At 64.5% G+C, this 15,497-nt stretch carries 15 protein-coding genes; 7 read left to right on the top strand and 8 right to left on the bottom strand.

The genetic code is table 11. From position 1 onward, the window contains the following. Positions 1–255: 255 nt before the first annotated feature. From ACVOLI_RS14215 to ACVOLI_RS14225, 3 genes are read right to left on the bottom strand one after another with little or no spacing between them, the layout of a single operon-like run. Positions 256–1,206: an aspartate carbamoyltransferase catalytic subunit gene (locus ACVOLI_RS14215; RefSeq protein WP_481546262.1), complete on the bottom strand. Its 951-nt coding sequence runs from the start codon at positions 1,204–1,206 to the stop codon at positions 256–258. 17 nt (positions 1,207–1,223) lie between these two features. After that, positions 1,224–1,691, bottom strand: coding sequence for a Holliday junction resolvase RuvX (gene ruvX, locus ACVOLI_RS14220; RefSeq protein WP_481614920.1), 468 nt, complete (start codon positions 1,689–1,691; stop codon positions 1,224–1,226). Next, entirely contained in the window at positions 1,684–2,250 is a 567-nt protein-coding gene (locus tag ACVOLI_RS14225; RefSeq protein WP_296251645.1) for a YqgE/AlgH family protein, read from the bottom strand. The genes ruvX and ACVOLI_RS14225 overlap by 8 nt, the downstream gene beginning before the upstream one ends. Positions 2,251–2,327: 77 nt before the next feature. Here ACVOLI_RS14225 and ACVOLI_RS14230 point away from each other — a divergent pair, with 77 nt between their 5' ends. Beyond that, a complete protein-coding gene (locus tag ACVOLI_RS14230) occupies positions 2,328–2,864 on the top strand; it encodes a DNA-3-methyladenine glycosylase I (RefSeq protein ID WP_481614921.1) in 537 nt (178 codons plus the stop codon). A 329-nt stretch (positions 2,865–3,193) separates the two neighbouring features. Here the strand turns inward: ACVOLI_RS14230 and ACVOLI_RS14235 are convergent, their stop codons facing one another. Both ACVOLI_RS14235 and ACVOLI_RS14240 read right to left on the bottom strand, forming a co-directional pair. Further along, the gene (locus ACVOLI_RS14235; RefSeq protein ID WP_282268502.1) at positions 3,194–4,324 is read right to left on the bottom strand and encodes a PilT/PilU family type 4a pilus ATPase; all 1,131 of its coding nucleotides are present in this window, start codon (positions 4,322–4,324) and stop codon (positions 3,194–3,196) included. A 112-nt stretch (positions 4,325–4,436) separates the two neighbouring features. After that, the gene (locus ACVOLI_RS14240) at positions 4,437–5,474 is read right to left on the bottom strand and encodes a type IV pilus twitching motility protein PilT (protein ID WP_313170321.1); all 1,038 of its coding nucleotides are present in this window, start codon (positions 5,472–5,474) and stop codon (positions 4,437–4,439) included. A 96-nt stretch (positions 5,475–5,570) separates the two neighbouring features. Between ACVOLI_RS14240 and ACVOLI_RS14245 the strand changes: the two genes are divergently transcribed. The 5 genes from ACVOLI_RS14245 (at position 5,571) to ACVOLI_RS14265 (ending at position 9,947) form a co-directional block, all read left to right on the top strand. Next, positions 5,571–6,233: a YggS family pyridoxal phosphate-dependent enzyme gene (locus tag ACVOLI_RS14245; RefSeq protein WP_481614922.1), complete on the top strand. Its 663-nt coding sequence runs from the start codon at positions 5,571–5,573 to the stop codon at positions 6,231–6,233. 19 nt (positions 6,234–6,252) lie between these two features. After that, positions 6,253–7,098 carry a pyrroline-5-carboxylate reductase gene (gene proC / locus ACVOLI_RS14250; RefSeq protein WP_481614923.1) on the top strand — a complete coding sequence of 282 codons (846 nt, stop codon included), beginning with the start codon at positions 6,253–6,255 and terminating at the stop codon, positions 7,096–7,098. Between the two features lie 226 nt (positions 7,099–7,324). Beyond that, the gene (locus ACVOLI_RS14255) at positions 7,325–7,786 is read left to right on the top strand and encodes a DUF4426 domain-containing protein (protein ID WP_481614924.1); all 462 of its coding nucleotides are present in this window, start codon (positions 7,325–7,327) and stop codon (positions 7,784–7,786) included. A 321-nt stretch (positions 7,787–8,107) separates the two neighbouring features. Next, complete coding sequence (locus ACVOLI_RS14260) at positions 8,108–9,457, top strand: phosphatase domain-containing putative toxin (RefSeq protein WP_481614925.1); 1,350 nt, start codon at positions 8,108–8,110, stop codon at positions 9,455–9,457. A gap of 82 nt (positions 9,458–9,539) precedes the next feature. Further along, positions 9,540–9,947 (top strand): hypothetical protein, encoded by a 408-nt coding sequence (locus ACVOLI_RS14265; protein ID WP_282268515.1) that lies wholly within the window; start codon positions 9,540–9,542, stop codon positions 9,945–9,947. Between the two features lie 90 nt (positions 9,948–10,037). On the opposite strand, the gene soxR is transcribed toward ACVOLI_RS14265, so the two are convergent. Further along, entirely contained in the window at positions 10,038–10,472 is a 435-nt protein-coding gene (gene soxR, locus ACVOLI_RS14270) for a redox-sensitive transcriptional activator SoxR (protein WP_282268518.1), read from the bottom strand. 74 nt (positions 10,473–10,546) lie between these two features. Between soxR and ACVOLI_RS14275 the strand changes: the two genes are divergently transcribed. Then, entirely contained in the window at positions 10,547–11,908 is a 1,362-nt protein-coding gene (locus ACVOLI_RS14275; RefSeq protein WP_481614926.1) for an MFS transporter, read from the top strand. A gap of 102 nt (positions 11,909–12,010) precedes the next feature. On the opposite strand, the gene ACVOLI_RS14280 is transcribed toward ACVOLI_RS14275, so the two are convergent. Next, on the bottom strand, positions 12,011–13,972 hold the full coding sequence (locus ACVOLI_RS14280) for an esterase/lipase family protein (protein WP_481614927.1): 1,962 nt from the start codon (positions 13,970–13,972) through the stop codon (positions 12,011–12,013). Further along, the gene (locus ACVOLI_RS14285; RefSeq protein ID WP_481614934.1) at positions 13,969–14,985 is read right to left on the bottom strand and encodes an Lnb N-terminal periplasmic domain-containing protein; all 1,017 of its coding nucleotides are present in this window, start codon (positions 14,983–14,985) and stop codon (positions 13,969–13,971) included. The genes ACVOLI_RS14280 and ACVOLI_RS14285 overlap by 4 nt, the downstream gene beginning before the upstream one ends. Positions 14,986–15,497: the final 512 nt, after the last annotated feature.

Below are 15,497 nucleotides of genomic sequence, written 5' to 3' on the forward strand. Positions count from 1 at the left end.
CCACCCACCACCAACCAACGCGCCCGGCATAAAACCCTTACCTGCCTGTTCGTGCCGCGCCAGGCGGGGCTGAGGCTTTATCGTAACTCCCCCAGCCGAGCATGGCTCGGCTCTACAGGGGGAACTCGCCAGCCATCCCAACCTGCTGTTGTAGGAGCGGCGTAAGCCGCGAAGCTGGCAATGCCTGAAAGGCTCAAGAGCCAACCCCTCCCCAGCCCTCCCCTCCGCCTTCGGCGCAAGGGAGGGAGCACATCATCAGCCCAACAGGGTTTCCAGCACCGCCATGCGCACGGCGACGCCGTTGGCGACCTGGCGCAATACCCACGACTGCGGACCATCGGCCACTTCGTCGGTGACTTCCACGCCGCGGTTGATCGGACCCGGGTGCAGCACCGCTGCGTCCTTGGCGGCACGCTTCAGGCGCTCGCTGTTGAGGCCGTACTGCGCGTGGTACTGCTCCAGCGACGGCACCAGGCCTTCTTCCATGCGCTCGCGCTGCAGGCGCAGCATCATCAGCGCATCCACGCCTTCCAGCATCGCGTCGAAATCATGGCCGACCACGCAGCCATCAAGGATGCCATCCTCCGGCAGCAGCGACTGCGGGCCGCAGACGCGGATCTCGCCCACACCCAAAGTACGCATCGCCTGCAGATCGGTGCGCGCAACGCGCGAATGCTTCACGTCGCCGACGATCACCACTTTCAGCTTGGAGAAATCGCTGCCCTTGGCCTGGCGCAGGGTCAGCATGTCGAGCAGGCCCTGGGTCGGGTGCGCGCTGCGGCCGTCGCCGGCATTGATCAGCGCGGTACCTTCGCCAGCCACGCCAGCCAGTTCGGCCACCGCACCATCGTCCGGGTGGCGCACGATGAAGCCGCGCACGCCCATCGCCTCCAGATTCTTCAGCGTGTCGCAGGCGGTCTCACCCTTGCGCGCGGAAGAGGTGGAAGCATCGAAATTCAGTACGTCCGCACCCAGCCGCTGCGCCGCCAGCTGGAACGAGCTGCGGGTGCGGGTGGAGGGCTCGAAGAACAGGGTGCAGACGCCGGTACCGGCGAGCACCGCGCGCTTGTTGTTGATCCGGCCCACCGCGGCATCGCGGATCTGGCCAGCACGGTCGAGCAGCTGCAGCAGGGTTTCCCGCGGCAACCCATCCAGGGTCAGCAGGTGGCGCAGGCGTCCTTGGGCATCAAGTTGCGAAGCGGTCATGGCAGGGTCTTCGACAGTCAGGAAATAGGGGTGGCTTCGTGCGGCGCCGACAACCAGCGCTCGATGATGACGGCGGCGGCAACGGCGTCGAGGTTGGCGGCATCGCGGCGACGCTTGCGGCCTTCGGCGCGCTCCGCGGCGAAGCGCTGCGCGGCCTCGACCGAGCTGGAACGCTCGTCCACCAGTAATACCGGCACCTTGTAGCGCTGCTGCAGCTGCCGGGCAAAGGCGTGCGCGCGCTTGCGGTTGGGCTGGTCTTCGCCTTCCAGGGTGAGCGGATCGCCGACGATCATGCCTTGCGGCCGCCATTCCTTGTGCAGCTTGTCCAGCGCGTTCCAGTCCGGGCCATTGCCATGCACATCGACGACCGCGATCGCACGCGCGCCGACGCCCAGCGAGCTGCCAATGGCAACGCCGATGCGGCGCGAGCCGACATCGAAGCCCAGTACCGTGCTGCTGGTGGAAAGTGTGTTGGACTCAAGCACGGCCGCTGTATCCGGTGACCAGGAACAGATCAACGCCGATGCGCGCGCCAGCCAACTGCCAGCGCTCGTCCAGCGGTGTTTCGAACAGCACGGCAGCGTCGGCGGGCACGGTCAGCCAGCTGTTCTCCGCCAGTTCCTGCTCCAGCTGGCCTTCACTCCAGCCGGCACAGCCGAGCGTGACCAGGGCATTGCGCGGACCTTCGCCACGGGCCATGGCTTCGAGGATGTCGCGGGACGTCGTCAGGTAGAGGCCATCGCCCACCTTCAGGCTGGAATCCCATTCGCGCGCGTCGTCATGGATGACGAAACCGCGTTCGGTGTGCACCGGCCCGCCATTGAGCACCGGCACGGCGCGCAGGTCGCCATCGTCGGTATCGATCGCCATCTGCGCGAACACATCGCCCAGGGTGAAATCGGAGGGCTGGTTGACCACGACGCCCATGGCGCCGTTTTCGTCGTGCTGGCAGATCAAGGCCACGCTACGCGCGAACTGGGGGTCGACCAGCGACGGCAAAGCCACCAGCAGGTGATTGGAAAGAGGTGGTGACAGCGCAGACATGTCTGCATTCTACCGGCTGCGGCTGCCTGACGCCTCGCAGGGGCGATAATCGGGCCTTCCTTAACGCGGACATGCCCATGACCTACTACTGTGATTTCGCCCCGGGCCACCCCGTGCACGGGCCGTACCACGAGAACGAGTATGGCTTCCCGCAGCGCGACGAACGCGAACTCTTCGAGCGCCTGCTACTGGAAATCAACCAGGCCGGCTTGAGCTGGGAAACCATCCTGCGCAAGCGCGAAGGCTTCCGCAGCGCCTACAGCGGCTTCGACGTGGACGCGGTGGCAGCCTATGGCGAGGCGGATGTCGCCCGCCTGCTGGCCGATGCCGGCATCATCCGCAACCGGCTCAAGGTGGCAGCAGCGATCCACAACGCGCAGGTGATCCAAGGGCTGCGTGCCTCCCATGGCGGTTTCGCCGAATGGCTGGACGCGCATCATCCGCTGCCCAAGGCGGACTGGGTGAAGCTGTTCAAGAAGACGTTCCGGTTTACCGGCGGCGAGATCACCGGCGAATTTTTGATGAGCCTAGGCTACCTGCCCGGCGCGCACCGGGAGGATTGCCCGGTGATGGTGAAGATTGCAGCGATTGGGCCGGCTTGGATGGAGCGGTAGGGCTGGGATTGGGGATTGGGGATTGGGGATTGGGGATTGGGGATTGGGGAGAGCTTAAGACAGGGCAATGAGCAGAAGCGAAGAGCAGAAGCACCCCTCCCCGGCCCTCCCCTTCGCTACGCGAAAGGGAGGGGGAGGAGCGGCCTCCCGCTTTGGGCTTGCTCCGCTCTGGCTCGGCCTTCGCCCCTCCCTTTCGCGCAGCGAAGGGGAGGGTTCGGGAGGGGTGCTCTTGATCTTGATCTTGATCTTGATCTTGATCTTCCCCCCACCCCCCAACAAAAAAGCCGCCCCACAAGGAGCGGCTTTTCAAACAACCAAACCCGCCAGATTCAGCGAACCTCGGCAATCTCCACGCCATCCAGACCCTGCGACAGGGTCTTGGCATCACCGCCCTGCGACAGCTTGATGCGCAGGCGTACTTCGTTCTGCGAATCGGCGTAGCGCAAGGCATCGTCGTAGCTGATCTCGCCGGCCTGGTACAGCTCGAACAGGCTCTGGTCGAAGGTCTTCATGCCCAGCTGCACGGAGTCGCGCATCACTTCCTTGAGCTTGTGCACTTCGCCATCGCGGATGTAGTCCTGCACCAGCGGCGTGCCCAGCAGGATTTCCATCGCCACACGGCGGCTCTTGCCGTCCGGGGTCGGTACCAGCTGCTGTGCCACCACGCCCTTCAGGTTCAGCGACAAGTCCATCAGCAACTGGTTGCGACGGTCTTCCGGGAAGAAGTTGATGATGCGATCCATCGCCTGGTTGGCGTTGTTGGCGTGCAGCGTGGCCAGCACCAGGTGACCGGTTTCGGCGAACGCCACCGCGTGATCCATGCCCTCGCGGGTGCGGATTTCGCCGATCATGATCACGTCCGGCGCCTGCCGCAGGGTGTTCTTCAGCGCCGCTTCCCAGCTGTCGGTATCGATGCCGACTTCGCGCTGGGTCACGATGCAGCCTTCGTGCTTGTGCACGAATTCGATCGGGTCTTCGATGGTGATGATGTGGCCGGTCGAGTTCTGGTTGCGGTAGCCGATCATCGCCGCCAGCGAGGTCGACTTGCCGGTACCGGTGGCGCCGACGAACAGGATGATGCCGCGCTTGGTCATCGCCAGCGTCTTGATCACCGGCGGCAGGTTCAGCTCTTCCACGGTGGGAATGCGCGTCTCGATGCGACGCAGCACCATGCCTACCTGGTTGCGCTGGTAGAAGCAGCTCACACGGAAGCGACCCACGCCGGATACACCGATGGCGAAGTTGCATTCGTGGGTTTTCTCAAACTCCTCGCGCTGCGCCGGCGTCATCACGTTGAGCACCATGTCGCGGCTTTGCTGCGCCGTCAGCGGTGTCTGGGTGATCGGCGACAGCTTGCCGTTGACCTTCATCGACGGCGGCATGCCGGCGGTGATGAAAAGGTCCGACGCCTTCTGGTGCGCCATCAGCTTGAGGAACGAGGTGAAATCAATAGTGCTCATGTCTGGCTCCCGATGGAGAGCCGGGACAGGGCGTGGGATGACTCCACGGCGCCCCGTCGATTCCGGCTTTTGCGAATCCCGAATTCCGAATCTTCAATCCCGAAACCTGGAATTACTCGAACAGACGCTTGTCCTTGGCGTATTCCTTGGCCTGGTTGCGCGTGATCAAGCTGCGCTTGACCAGATCCTGCAGATTCTGGTCCAGCGTCTGCATGCCCACCTGCTGGCCGGTCTGGATGGCAGAGTACATCTGCGCCACCTTGTCTTCGCGGATCAGGTTACGGATCGCCGGGGTTGCCACCATGATTTCGTGCGAGGCAATACGGCCACCGCCCACGCGCTTGAGCAGCGCCTGCGAAATCACCGCACGCAGCGACTCGGACAGCATCGAGCGCACCATCGGCTTTTCGCCAGCCGGGAACACGTCGATGATACGGTCGATGGTCTTGGCCGCCGAACTGGTATGCAGGGTGCCGAACACCAGGTGACCGGTTTCTGCGGCGGTCAGTGCCAGGCGGATGGTCTCAAGGTCACGCAATTCGCCGACCAGGATGATGTCCGGGTCTTCACGCAAGGCCGAGCGCAGGGCTTCGTTGAAGCCGTGCGTGTCGCGGTGCACTTCGCGCTGGTTGATCAGGCACTTCTGCGAGGTGTGCACGAATTCGATCGGGTCCTCGACGGTGAGGATGTGACCGTATTCGTTCTTGTTGATGTGATCGATCATCGCCGCCAGCGTGGTCGACTTGCCCGAACCGGTCGGGCCGGTGACCAGGATCAGGCCCTGCGGCTGCTCGATCAACTCGCGGAAGATCGGCGGGCAGGCCAGGTCTTCCAGCGTCAGCACTTCCGAGGGAATGGTACGGAACACCGCACCGGCACCACGGTTCTGGTTGAACGCATTGACACGGAAGCGCGCCAGCGAGGGAATCTCGAACGAGAAGTCGACCTCGAGGAACTCTTCGTAATCACGCCGCTGCTTGTCCGACATGATGTCGTACACCAGCGCGTGCACTTGTTTGTGGTCCAGGGCCGGGATGTTGATGCGACGGACGTCACCGTCCACGCGGATCATCGGCGGCAGGCCGGCGGAAAGATGTAAGTCCGAGGCCTTGTTCTTGACCGAGAACGCCAAAAGTTCAGCGATGTCCATACGCGCTCTGTCCCCTGCGTTGCGAGTATATGTAAGGTGTTTCCCCTGGCAGGCAGTATAAGCCTTCCCACGTAAGAGGTAGATGCTTTGCAAACCGTGTCGTTGGCCACCCTCCGGCAGCAGATCGACGCTGCTTCCAGCCCCTCCCAACCGGTCCGCCTGCTGGCCGTCTCCAAGCTGCAGCCGGCCGCCGCGGTGGCTGGACTGGCCGCCCAAGGACAGCGCGCCTTTGGTGAAAACTATGTGCAGGAGGCGGCCGCCAAGATCGCCGAGCTGGCCGAACTGGGCCTGGAATGGCACCTGATCGGCCACCTGCAGTCCAACAAGGCCGAGCTGGCCGCGCAGGTCTTCGATTGGGTGCAGACCGTTGACCGGGGCAAGCTGGTCACCGCCCTGGCCAAGGGCCGCCCGGCCGCTTTGCCCCCCCTCAATGTGCTGATCCAGGTCAACATCGACGACGAGGACAGCAAGCATGGTTGCACCCCGGGGCAGGTCGCTGCACTCGCCGCGGCCGTCGCCAAGGAGCCACGGCTCTGTCTGCGCGGCCTGATGGCGATCCCCGCGCCGTTCCCGGAAGCGGCCAAACGCCAGGCCGCGTTCGCACGGATGCAGGCCTTGTTTACCGACCTGGCCGCGCAGTTCCCGCAGGTCGATACACTTTCGATGGGTATGAGCAGTGACTTTGCCGAAGCCATCGCCGCCGGCTCGACCATGGTCCGGGTCGGCACCGCCTTGTTCGGCCAACGCCCTTCCCCTTGAACGCACCGAGATTGGATTGATGACCAGCAGCCCGAACACAGACCTTCCCGATACTGATGTCGCCTTCATCGGCGGCGGCAACATGGCGCGCAGCCTGATCGCTGGCTTGCTGCGACGCGGCATGGCCGCTAGCCGCATCCATGTCGCCGAACCGGTCGCCGCCCTGCGCGAGGCGCTGGCGCAGGACTTCGGCGTGCATACCTACAACGCCGCCGAAGCCGCCGCCGCTCATGCCGGGCTGTGGTTGATGGCGGTCAAGCCGCAGGTGATGCGTACCGTCTGCGAGGCCTTGAGTCCCGTCGCCGCTGCACAGCAGCCGGTGGTTGCCTCGATCGCCGCCGGTATCACCGCCGCGCAGCTCGAACGCTGGCTGGGTGGCGATCAGGCCATCGTCCGCGCCATGCCCAACACCCCCGCCCTGCTCGGTGCCGGCGTCACCGGCCTGTTCGCCAACCCGCGCGCATCCGCCGCCCAGCGCGCTCAGACCGAGCAGGTGCTTGCCAGCGCTGGCCGCACCGTCTGGATCGAGAACGAAGGACTGATGGACGCGGTGACCGCCGTTTCCGGCAGCGGCCCGGCCTATATCTTCCTGCTCGCCGAGGCGATGGAAGCCGCAGCGCTGGAACAAGGCCTGCCAGCGGATGCGGCGCGCACGCTGGTGCTGGACACCGTCCTAGGTGCCGCACGCATGCTGACCGAAGCCGGCGAAGCCCCGGCCGAACTGCGCCGCCGCGTCACCTCGCCGGGTGGCACCACGCAGGCAGCGATAGAAACCTTCCAGGCAGGCGGCTTTGAAGCGCTGACCGCGCGCGCCATCGATGCGGCAGCGAAACGTGGCAAGGAGCTTTCTGCTGCGAACGACTGAGCAGCAGGAACGCTGCAAGTTGCAAGCAATCCCAAGCCCCTCTCCCCTTGTGGGGTGAGAGGGGCAGCTTGCGAACCACCGGTTCGCTGCCCATCGAACGCCCTTGCGCTGGCGCAAGGGCCGGGGCGCGGAGCGGGGGTTCGGGAGAGGGGCAAGGCAAAGCCTGGTAGCTCTCATGCGATCAAGAAAGCCCCATCCAACACCACAGCCCAAGGACACCAACACCATGCCCCGGTTCGCCCTAACGCTGTCCTCCACCCTGCTGCTCACCCTTGCCGCCTGCTCCGCGGAACCCTCCCCGCGCGCAGCCGTCATCCAACAAGCGCAACCCAGCCACGCCGACCTCGGCAAGCTGCGCGTGCACTACAACCTGCTGCCAACCCTGGCCATGAACGATGCAGTCGCTCGCAGCTACCAGGTGCAGCGCGAAGCCGACCGTGCCCTGCTGGTGGTCGCCCTGCGGCAACTCGTACAAGGCGAAGAACTGCCAGCAGACGGCAAGGTGCAGGCCATCGCCACCGATCTCTCCGGCAAGCGCCAGCAGATCAAATTGCGTGCCGTGCGTAGGGGTGACTACACCGACCTGATCGGCCTACTCGATGCACATCCACGCGATCAACTGCGCATCGACCTGCAGATCAGCGCAGATGCAGGCGCGGGAAACGTGCGTTTCGAACGGAATTTCTGAATCCCGCTGAAACAATAGGCATCGTCTTGTTTGTCACTCCAGCACCGTATTCGCGGTTGCAAACGCGCTTGAAAAAGCGCGCATTTCCTTTCCCAATCAATTTGATATGGCAGCGCAGCAGCGATCACCTCGCAGCTTGCGAGGTCGTTGCGCATTGCCCGCACACATCACAAAGTCAAATTGACATGGAATTAACACAAACCATACTGGCCGCCTTTCCAATTCCGCGCAGGCCCCAGAAACGGGTTTGCGACGGGCAGAGTGACGTACTTGCCAGTCCACAACTCCCCTACTCCGTTGCTGCAGCTGCAAGGCTGGGGCATGCGCCGCGGCCAACGCACCGTGCTGGCGTCGATTGATCTGGACATCAGTGGTACCGGCATCGTGGTGTTGATGGGCCCGGGCGGCACCGGCAAGTCCTCGTTGCTGCAGGCGCTGTCTGGCCAAAGCAACGCCCATGGCGGGCGCTGGGGCACGCTGCTGTTCCAGGGTGCACCGCTGGAAGCGGCAACGCAGCCGCCGGTACTGGTGCAACAACACGCGCGCGAACTTGGCTTCAGCGTGCTGGAGAACCTCAGCGCCGCGCTGCGCCCGCAAGCTGGCAACAAGCCACAGGCATTGCGCGAACAGATCGACACGCGCCTGCAGGCCTTGGGCGCTACCGCCGTGGCCGCACATCTGCAGCAGCGGGTGATCGACCTGCCGCGCGGACTCGCTCGCCAGGTCGCCATCCTGCGCGCCGCCTTCAGCGGTAGCGCGCTGCTGTTGATAGACGAACCCACCAGCGAGCTGGAACCGGCCGAGGCGGAAGCCGTGCTCACGCTGATTGAACGTCTATCCGCCAACCACTGCTGTCTGGTCAGCCTGCACCATCAAGGCCAGGCCCGACGTATCGCCTCGCGGGTGATCCTGATGGCCGGCGGCCATGTGCAGGTTGATGCGCCGGTGGATGCCTTCTTTGCCAATAGCGGGGAGCACCCGGTGCTGGCGCAGTTCCTGCGCACCGGCAGCTGCCATGTACCCGCGCCGGATGCGCGCGCCGAGGACCTCGCCGATGGTGTCGTCGCACCAGCGCCCGTTGCCATCGTCGAAAAGGCACCAAGCCGGCCTGCCACGCCTGCGCCCGAAGCTTCCATTGCGCGTCCAGCACCGATGCAGACACCAGCGCCGATCCGCCTGTCTGCCACGCCATCCCGGCGCGGCCCCAACGGCTTCCATTGGCTGGTACCGGGCAAGCTCGCCGGCTGCCCGATGCCCGGCGTGGTATTCGCCATCGATCACGATCTGGCGTTGCTGCGTGGCATGGGCGTCACCGTGCTGGTCAACCTCACCGAACGCGAAATGCCGGCCGAGCGACTGGCTCCCTACGGGCTGCGCAGTTATCACCTGGGCATCGCCGACCGCAGCGCACCGCCCTTGCTATGGGCCAAGCTGCTGCTGGCCAAGATCGAGGTGATGCTGCGCGAAGGCGAAGTCGTCGCCGTGCACTGCCTGGCCGGCCTTGGCCGCACCGGCATGGTGTTGGCCGCGTGGCTGATACGCGAAGGACTCACCGCAAACGAAGCCCTGCGCCGCCTGCGCACCTTGGACCCGGGTTTCGTGCAGTCGCAGGAGCAGGAAGACCTGCTGCATGCGCTGGAAGAAAACCTGCTGATACGCGCCTGCGACTGATCAACCCCTGAGTGATGCCGGGTCGCACTGCGGCCTGCGGGCATCGCTTTTCCTTTTCTCCCCCTTCCGCAAGGATTCCCCCATGTCGCTCGACACCACCCTGCAGCAATCCGTCGCCTCCATCCCCGAATGCGTGGCCGCCGGCTACGTCGACATCAGCTCCGGCATGCTGCTGTCGGTGCGCACCGTGGATTCGCATCCGCGCGAAGTGCTGGATCTGGTCGCCGCTGCTACCGCCGACCTGTACCAGGGCCCGAACATCCGCAGCATCGAGCAGATGTTCCGTCGCGCACGTGGCCTGGAAGACCAGGAAGGCGCGCATTACTTCCAGGAAATCATCGTCAACAGCGAAAACCTGATCCACGTCTTCATGCGCGGCAAGCGCTACCCGGATTACGTGATGGTGTTTGTCTGCCGCCGCACCGCCAACCTCGGCATGGTGCTGACCCGCTCGCGCCTGGCGATGCCGCTGATCGAAGCGGAAATCTGATCCATCCGGGCCACGCACTGTGGCCCGGGCAGCAGGCACTGCTGGCGTGCCGTCCGATACCCGGCAGCTTGCCGATACCGTCTCGCAACGCTAGCCCACGCGTTGCGGGCCTTCGCCGCGCTGCCCCAGCACATCCTGCGGATTCAGCAGGCCGCAGCGCTTCAGCGACAGACAGCCGCAGCCGATGCAATCGCTGAGCTGGTCACGCATGAACTGCAGCGTTGCGATGCGCTCGTCCAGTTCCTTGCGCCAGCGCGCCGACATCTTCGCCCAGTCAGCCTTTGTGGGCGCGCGCCCTTCCGGCAGTTCCGCCAAGCGCTCGGCCACTGCCTGCAAGGGCATGCCCACGCGTTGTGCGGCCTGGATCAGCGCCAGCCGGCGCAGCACATCACTCTGGAATCTTCGCTGGTTACCGGCCGTGCGCTGGCTGTGGATCAGTCCTTTGCGCTCATAGAAGTGCAAGGCCGACACCGCAACACCGCTGCGCCGGGCCACTTCACCTACACTCAGTTCCCGCGTGGACATCACTTGACCTCAACCATGGTTGAGGTGTGATGCTGCACGCCCCCCAGCCGCAACTCAAGCAGCAGCGTCGCATCATGAGTTCCCAAAGCATCGCCTCGGCTCCGCCGGCAAGTACCTCCATCCTCGCCCCGCAATACCGTGCCACCACCTTCGGCATGGTCGCGCTGATCTCGCTGATCGCCTTCGAAGCGCTGGCCGTGGCGGCCGCCATGCCGAGCGTGGCGCAGGCCTTGGACGGGCTGCGCCTGTACGCGCTGGCCTTCGGCGGCGCACTGGCCACCAGCGTGATCGGCATGACCCTGGCTGGCCGCATGTGCGACCAGCAAGGTCCGGCGCGACCGCTGTGGCTGGGCCTGGGCAGCTTCCTGATTGGCCTGTTGCTGGCCGGTTTGGCGCCGCGCATGGATGTACTGATCGTCGGCCGCCTGCTGCAGGGCGTCGGCATCGGCGCGATTTCGGTGTCGCTGTATGTGCTGGTGGCACGCACCTATCCGGAAGCGCTGCGGCCGAAAGTGTTCGCAGCCTTCTCCGCCGGCTGGGTGGTGCCTTCGCTGATCGGACCCGGCCTGAGCGGCCTGATCGTGCAGCACCTGAGCTGGCGCTGGGTGTTCCTCATCGTGCCGGTGTTGGCCTTGCCGGCGGCGTGGCTGCTGTTGCCGGCCTTGCGCAGCACCCAAACCAGCATCCGTCGCGATGTCGAGCAGCGGCCGGTGGTGCGCTGGGCGATAGGCACGGCACTGGCCGCCTTGTTGCTGTATGTCGGCGGACAGCTGCAAGGCATGCAGGCGCTGGCGGTGATGACGGTGGCAGTGATTGCACTGATCTTCTGTGCGCGCCATCTGCTGCCCAGCGGCAGCCTGCTGCTGCGCCGCGGCCTGCCCAGCGTGATCGCCTTGCGTGGCATTGCCGCCTCGGCCTTCTTTGGCGCCGAGGCCTTCCTGCCACTACTGCTGCAGCGCGAGCGCGACCTGTCGCCGCTGTGGGCGGGCGCAGCGCTCAGCCTGGGCGCGCTGGGCTGGTTCTCCGGCTCGTGGATGCAAGGCCACCAGCACTTCGGTTGGCGCCGCACGCACATGCTGCAGGCCGGCACCTGGTTGATGCTGGCCGGCCTGCTGATCACCGTGCTCACGCTGTATCCGGGCGTGCCCCTGATGCTGGCGCTTGCCGGCTGGGCGCTTACCGGACTGGGCATGGGCCTGATCTACCCCAGCCTGTCGGTGCTTACCTTGTCGTTGTCAGCGCCGCACGAGCAAGGTGCCAACAGCTCGGCCTTGCAGCTGAGCGAAGGCATCGCCGTCGCCTCGACGCTGGCGATCTCCGGCTCGCTGTTCGCCGCAACTGTTGGCGGCAATGAAACCAGTGGTTATCTGCTGTGCTTTGCGGTGACGCTGCTGTTGGCCGGATTGGCAACCGTGGTTGGTCGCCGCATCGGCTGAGCAGCGCTCGATCACGCAGCTCAGCAATCTCCTGCGTCGCAGCTCCGCACGAGGATCTCCGGCTTGATCCTTTGCCCGGGCTACACGCAGCCCGGCACAGGCTCAATGCGCGGCGTCCACGCCTTCCACTTCCAGCAGGTCCTTGCGCAGGATGCGGCGCACTTCCAGCACCGCTTCCGGCGTTTCCTGCACGCTGTGGCCGGACACGATCACCTTCTCCGACAGCGCGCCATCCAGATGCGCGCTCCAGTACGGCACCAGCCCGTCGTCGGACTGCGGGGTCGGCACCTCGGCTTTGCGCTTGGCGATGATGGAGTGGTACTTCAGGCCCGGTTGGATCGGCAGCGCCGAGGACGCCTCGATGAAGGGATCGCTGGCCTTCAGGTTCTCGATGCTGTTGGTGATCACCGGTTCCTTGGGCTTCTTGCCATCGGCTTCGCCCGGGTCCTGCAGCGCCATGAAGGCGTCGCCGAAGGCACCAAGAATGGTCAGCGGCAAGCGCACCAGCCTGCCGATCAAACGGCCGAGCCGGTTGCCAGCCGCATCCGTGCCCTTGTGCGGTGAGGCCAGGAAGATCGCCCGCTCCACGTTCGGCTGCGGGGTGAAGTGCAGCACCGGCCCGAGCTTGGCTTCCACCCGCGCCAGCCGCTCGCCCTGCAGGTTGTAGCGCTGGCGGGTGTTCTCCCACAGCACATCGCCCGAGTCACTGAGCATCAAGCGTGCGATCACGCCGCCCATGCTGTGGCCGATGAAGACCATGTCATGCGATGCCGGTGCCGTGCCCTTGGGATCGAAGTGATGCAGCGTGCTGTTGAAGGCCTTGCTGATGGTGTAACGGTTCAAGGCGATCGGCGCATTGGTCGGGTAATACACCGACCACACCTGGTAATGCTCGCGCATTTCCTCGTCGCCCATGATCTCGTTGGCAAGGTTCACCCACGCTTCCGGGCTACTGGCCAGGCCGTGCAGCATGAAGATGATGCGCTTGTTCGGATCGTAGGGCTGCATCAGGTAGATGTGCGGCTCGCGGATGCCTTCGCCACGGCCGAACAAGGTGCGCAGTGACTCGGTGGCGAAGCCGGACTGGGCGAGCCACAGGCCGTAGGCGGCAGTGAAGTTGGCTGCCAGCGGCACTTCCTGGCCACGCATCTGGATGCTGCTGAGGTCGGGCGAATAGGCCTCCAACTGTACCTGCCGGGTTGCCAGTATTTCTTCCAGCGTATTGCCGCTGAAGTTCAGCACGGCGGTCACGTTGACCGCAGGCATCTCGCTGTAGACCGGCAGGTCCTGCTTGCGCTCTTCCACTTCAATCGCCTGCGCCAGCGTGGGCGCTTCCATCATCGCCACCAGCTCGGCACCAAAGCCATCACGACGGTAGGATCTGCGCAGTCCGGCAAAGCTCACCGAGGATGCGGCCACCAGCTGCCTGGGCACGCCTTCGAGCTTGAGTTGGTCGAACTTCGCACTGATGGTCCACTCGTCCACCCGTACCGGCAGGTTGATGTCCTCGCCTTCCAAGGCCCGCGCGCGGGTGCGCTGGAACACCACCGACGCGGCCTGCTCGGTGGCGTAGTTGTAGTAATCCCGCACCTGGGTAAGCCGGTCTTCCAGGGCGCGCTGCGCCGGGCTGCGACCGCTGAAGAACAGGTACAGATAGGAGTAGCGCGCGGTTTCCAGCCAGGCATTCAAGGCCGCCGGCGGCAACTCGATGGGCTCATTGCCCTTGGCCTTGGGGGTGAGCGCCAAGGCCTCCTGCATCCACAGCTCGGCCAGCGTGGACAGGCGCTGCTCGGACTGCAGGCCGTCATTGGTGGTGACCGTCTGCCGGCAGGTGGGCAGGTCCTTGCTGCAATCACTCTCGGTCAAGCCGATGACCGACAACGACTCCTGCGACAAGGCACTGAGCTTGCCGGTGCTGAGGATGTCGCCACGCTTGAGCATCACATAATCGGTGTTGCTCACCGCTTTCATCTTCACCATGGCGCAGCCGCTGGACAGCAGCAGCGCCAGTACCGCGACCACCGGCAACAACCGGCGTATCCATGTCTGCGGGGTGTGGGTCATGGGTTGGTTCCTGGTGCGGGAATGCCGGGTACACCTGCGCGTATCCGGGAAGAGAAATCAGCCACATCGCCCGCTTCGCGTGCACGCAGCGTTATACGCCCCGATTGTTGCAGAGTCGCCAGCGGCACGCCCGGGGTCAGCCCACCGACGTCGGCGGCGTACTCGGCCAGATAGCCGGAAGCGAGCAGGCGGTAATCCAGCGGCAGATTGGGCTGGATGCGGCGCATCAGCTCGAACACCACCGTGGTGCAGTTGCTGGTCAGCGTGTTGTAGAAGCGCGGCGCCTGTTCCAGTTGCTGCGCGCGGTCGACGTAGAAGCGCAGCAGATCGCGCATCTTGTCCGGGCTAAGCCCATGCAGCCGGTACAGATAGACATCCTCGCCACGCACATTGCTGCGCGTCAGCACGATGTCGCGCTCATCCGAAGCCACCAACACCGCCTCGAACTTGCGGAAGAAGCCACCCAGCGCCGAGAACGATTCGCCCCGCTCCTTGCGGATCTCCAGCGAAAACACCAGCTGGCGGCCATCGGCAAAACCGAACGACACCAGCGTGTGCGCAATCGCCGGCCCCATCCAATAGGACAGGATCATGTCCACCGACTGTACCTGCGACAGATCGTACTCACGCGCTTCCCAGCGCACGTCGTAGTCGGTTTCGGTACGCCAATGGAAGTTGCGCACGTTGTCGATGATCAGGCGATCACCGTCGATACGCGCATGCAACGGCTGCGCCACGTCATCGGCCCAGGCCCGGTCCTGCTGCGGGTCGATCGTCGCCCACCAGATCAGCATCACCGCAAACAGCGCGCCGAACACCGCCAGCGAATGCCAGCGCCGCACCGGCCCAAAGCCCGCGCGGATCGCCCAGATGCTGGGCACGCACCAGACCAGGATCGCCACGACCTTGGCCACCACGTTGCCGGGGAACTGGTACCACAGCGCAAACCCGCCCCAGATACCGATGCACAGACACAGGAACGCCAACAGGACCCGACCGACGCCACGCACCACACTGCCCAGACGCCGCTTCCCTACATTTGCCACTTCACTCTCCTGAAAGACCCAACGGTCCCGATAGCGCACCGCGCCAAGCCGGAACCGCCGCGAAATGAATGGGTCGCCAGCGACCCGCGGCAAAGATAGCCTGCCGGGCGCGGAAAGCGGAGTGAAACGGTTGAAAAGCCGGTTGAAGCGCAAGGCCGTTCATTTAGCCGGGGCCGGCCAAGCAGACAGTCAGGCAAGCATAAACGTAGCCCGGGTAAGCGCAGCGCACCCGGGGCCGTCCGCAAGCAACCAGAAAGAGCTCCCTACCTCCTAGCTGTACTGCGCTGAGATGAGCTACACCGAAGCCGACACCGGAAAATAGATTTAAAGCGATACAAGAAACCGCAAAACACTAAATTGAAATCAACTTTCAGCAGGTATGAAGTGAAATACTCCGCATTCAGAGAACAATAGGAATGCTCCGCTAGGACAAACCCAACTCCACCTCAGATTTCGTTTCTTTCTTCTCTTTCTTCGAC

It is taken from the genome of Stenotrophomonas sp. STEN029, assembly GCF_056760015.1.

What these genes read in the sequence shown, in the direction of transcription:
- ACVOLI_RS14255 (WP_481614924.1), top strand. Translation starts at nt 7,325, where the DNA reads ATGCCCCGGTTCGCCCTAACGCTGTCCTCCACCCTGCTGCTCACCCTT.
- ACVOLI_RS14280 (WP_481614927.1), bottom strand. Translation starts at nt 13,972, where the DNA reads ATGACCCACACCCCGCAGACATGGATACGCCGGTTGTTGCCGGTGGTC.
- ACVOLI_RS14275 (WP_481614926.1), top strand. Translation starts at nt 10,547, where the DNA reads ATGAGTTCCCAAAGCATCGCCTCGGCTCCGCCGGCAAGTACCTCCATC.
- ACVOLI_RS14265 (WP_282268515.1), top strand. Translation starts at nt 9,540, where the DNA reads ATGTCGCTCGACACCACCCTGCAGCAATCCGTCGCCTCCATCCCCGAA.
- ACVOLI_RS14260 (WP_481614925.1), top strand. Translation starts at nt 8,108, where the DNA reads ATGCGCCGCGGCCAACGCACCGTGCTGGCGTCGATTGATCTGGACATC.
- ACVOLI_RS14215 (WP_481546262.1), bottom strand. Translation starts at nt 1,206, where the DNA reads ATGACCGCTTCGCAACTTGATGCCCAAGGACGCCTGCGCCACCTGCTG.
- proC (WP_481614923.1), top strand. Translation starts at nt 6,253, where the DNA reads ATGACCAGCAGCCCGAACACAGACCTTCCCGATACTGATGTCGCCTTC.
- ACVOLI_RS14225 (WP_296251645.1), bottom strand. Translation starts at nt 2,250, where the DNA reads ATGTCTGCGCTGTCACCACCTCTTTCCAATCACCTGCTGGTGGCTTTG.
- ACVOLI_RS14230 (WP_481614921.1), top strand. Translation starts at nt 2,328, where the DNA reads ATGACCTACTACTGTGATTTCGCCCCGGGCCACCCCGTGCACGGGCCG.
- soxR (WP_282268518.1), bottom strand. Translation starts at nt 10,472, where the DNA reads ATGTCCACGCGGGAACTGAGTGTAGGTGAAGTGGCCCGGCGCAGCGGT.
- ACVOLI_RS14240 (WP_313170321.1), bottom strand. Translation starts at nt 5,474, where the DNA reads ATGGACATCGCTGAACTTTTGGCGTTCTCGGTCAAGAACAAGGCCTCG.
- ACVOLI_RS14235 (WP_282268502.1), bottom strand. Translation starts at nt 4,324, where the DNA reads ATGAGCACTATTGATTTCACCTCGTTCCTCAAGCTGATGGCGCACCAG.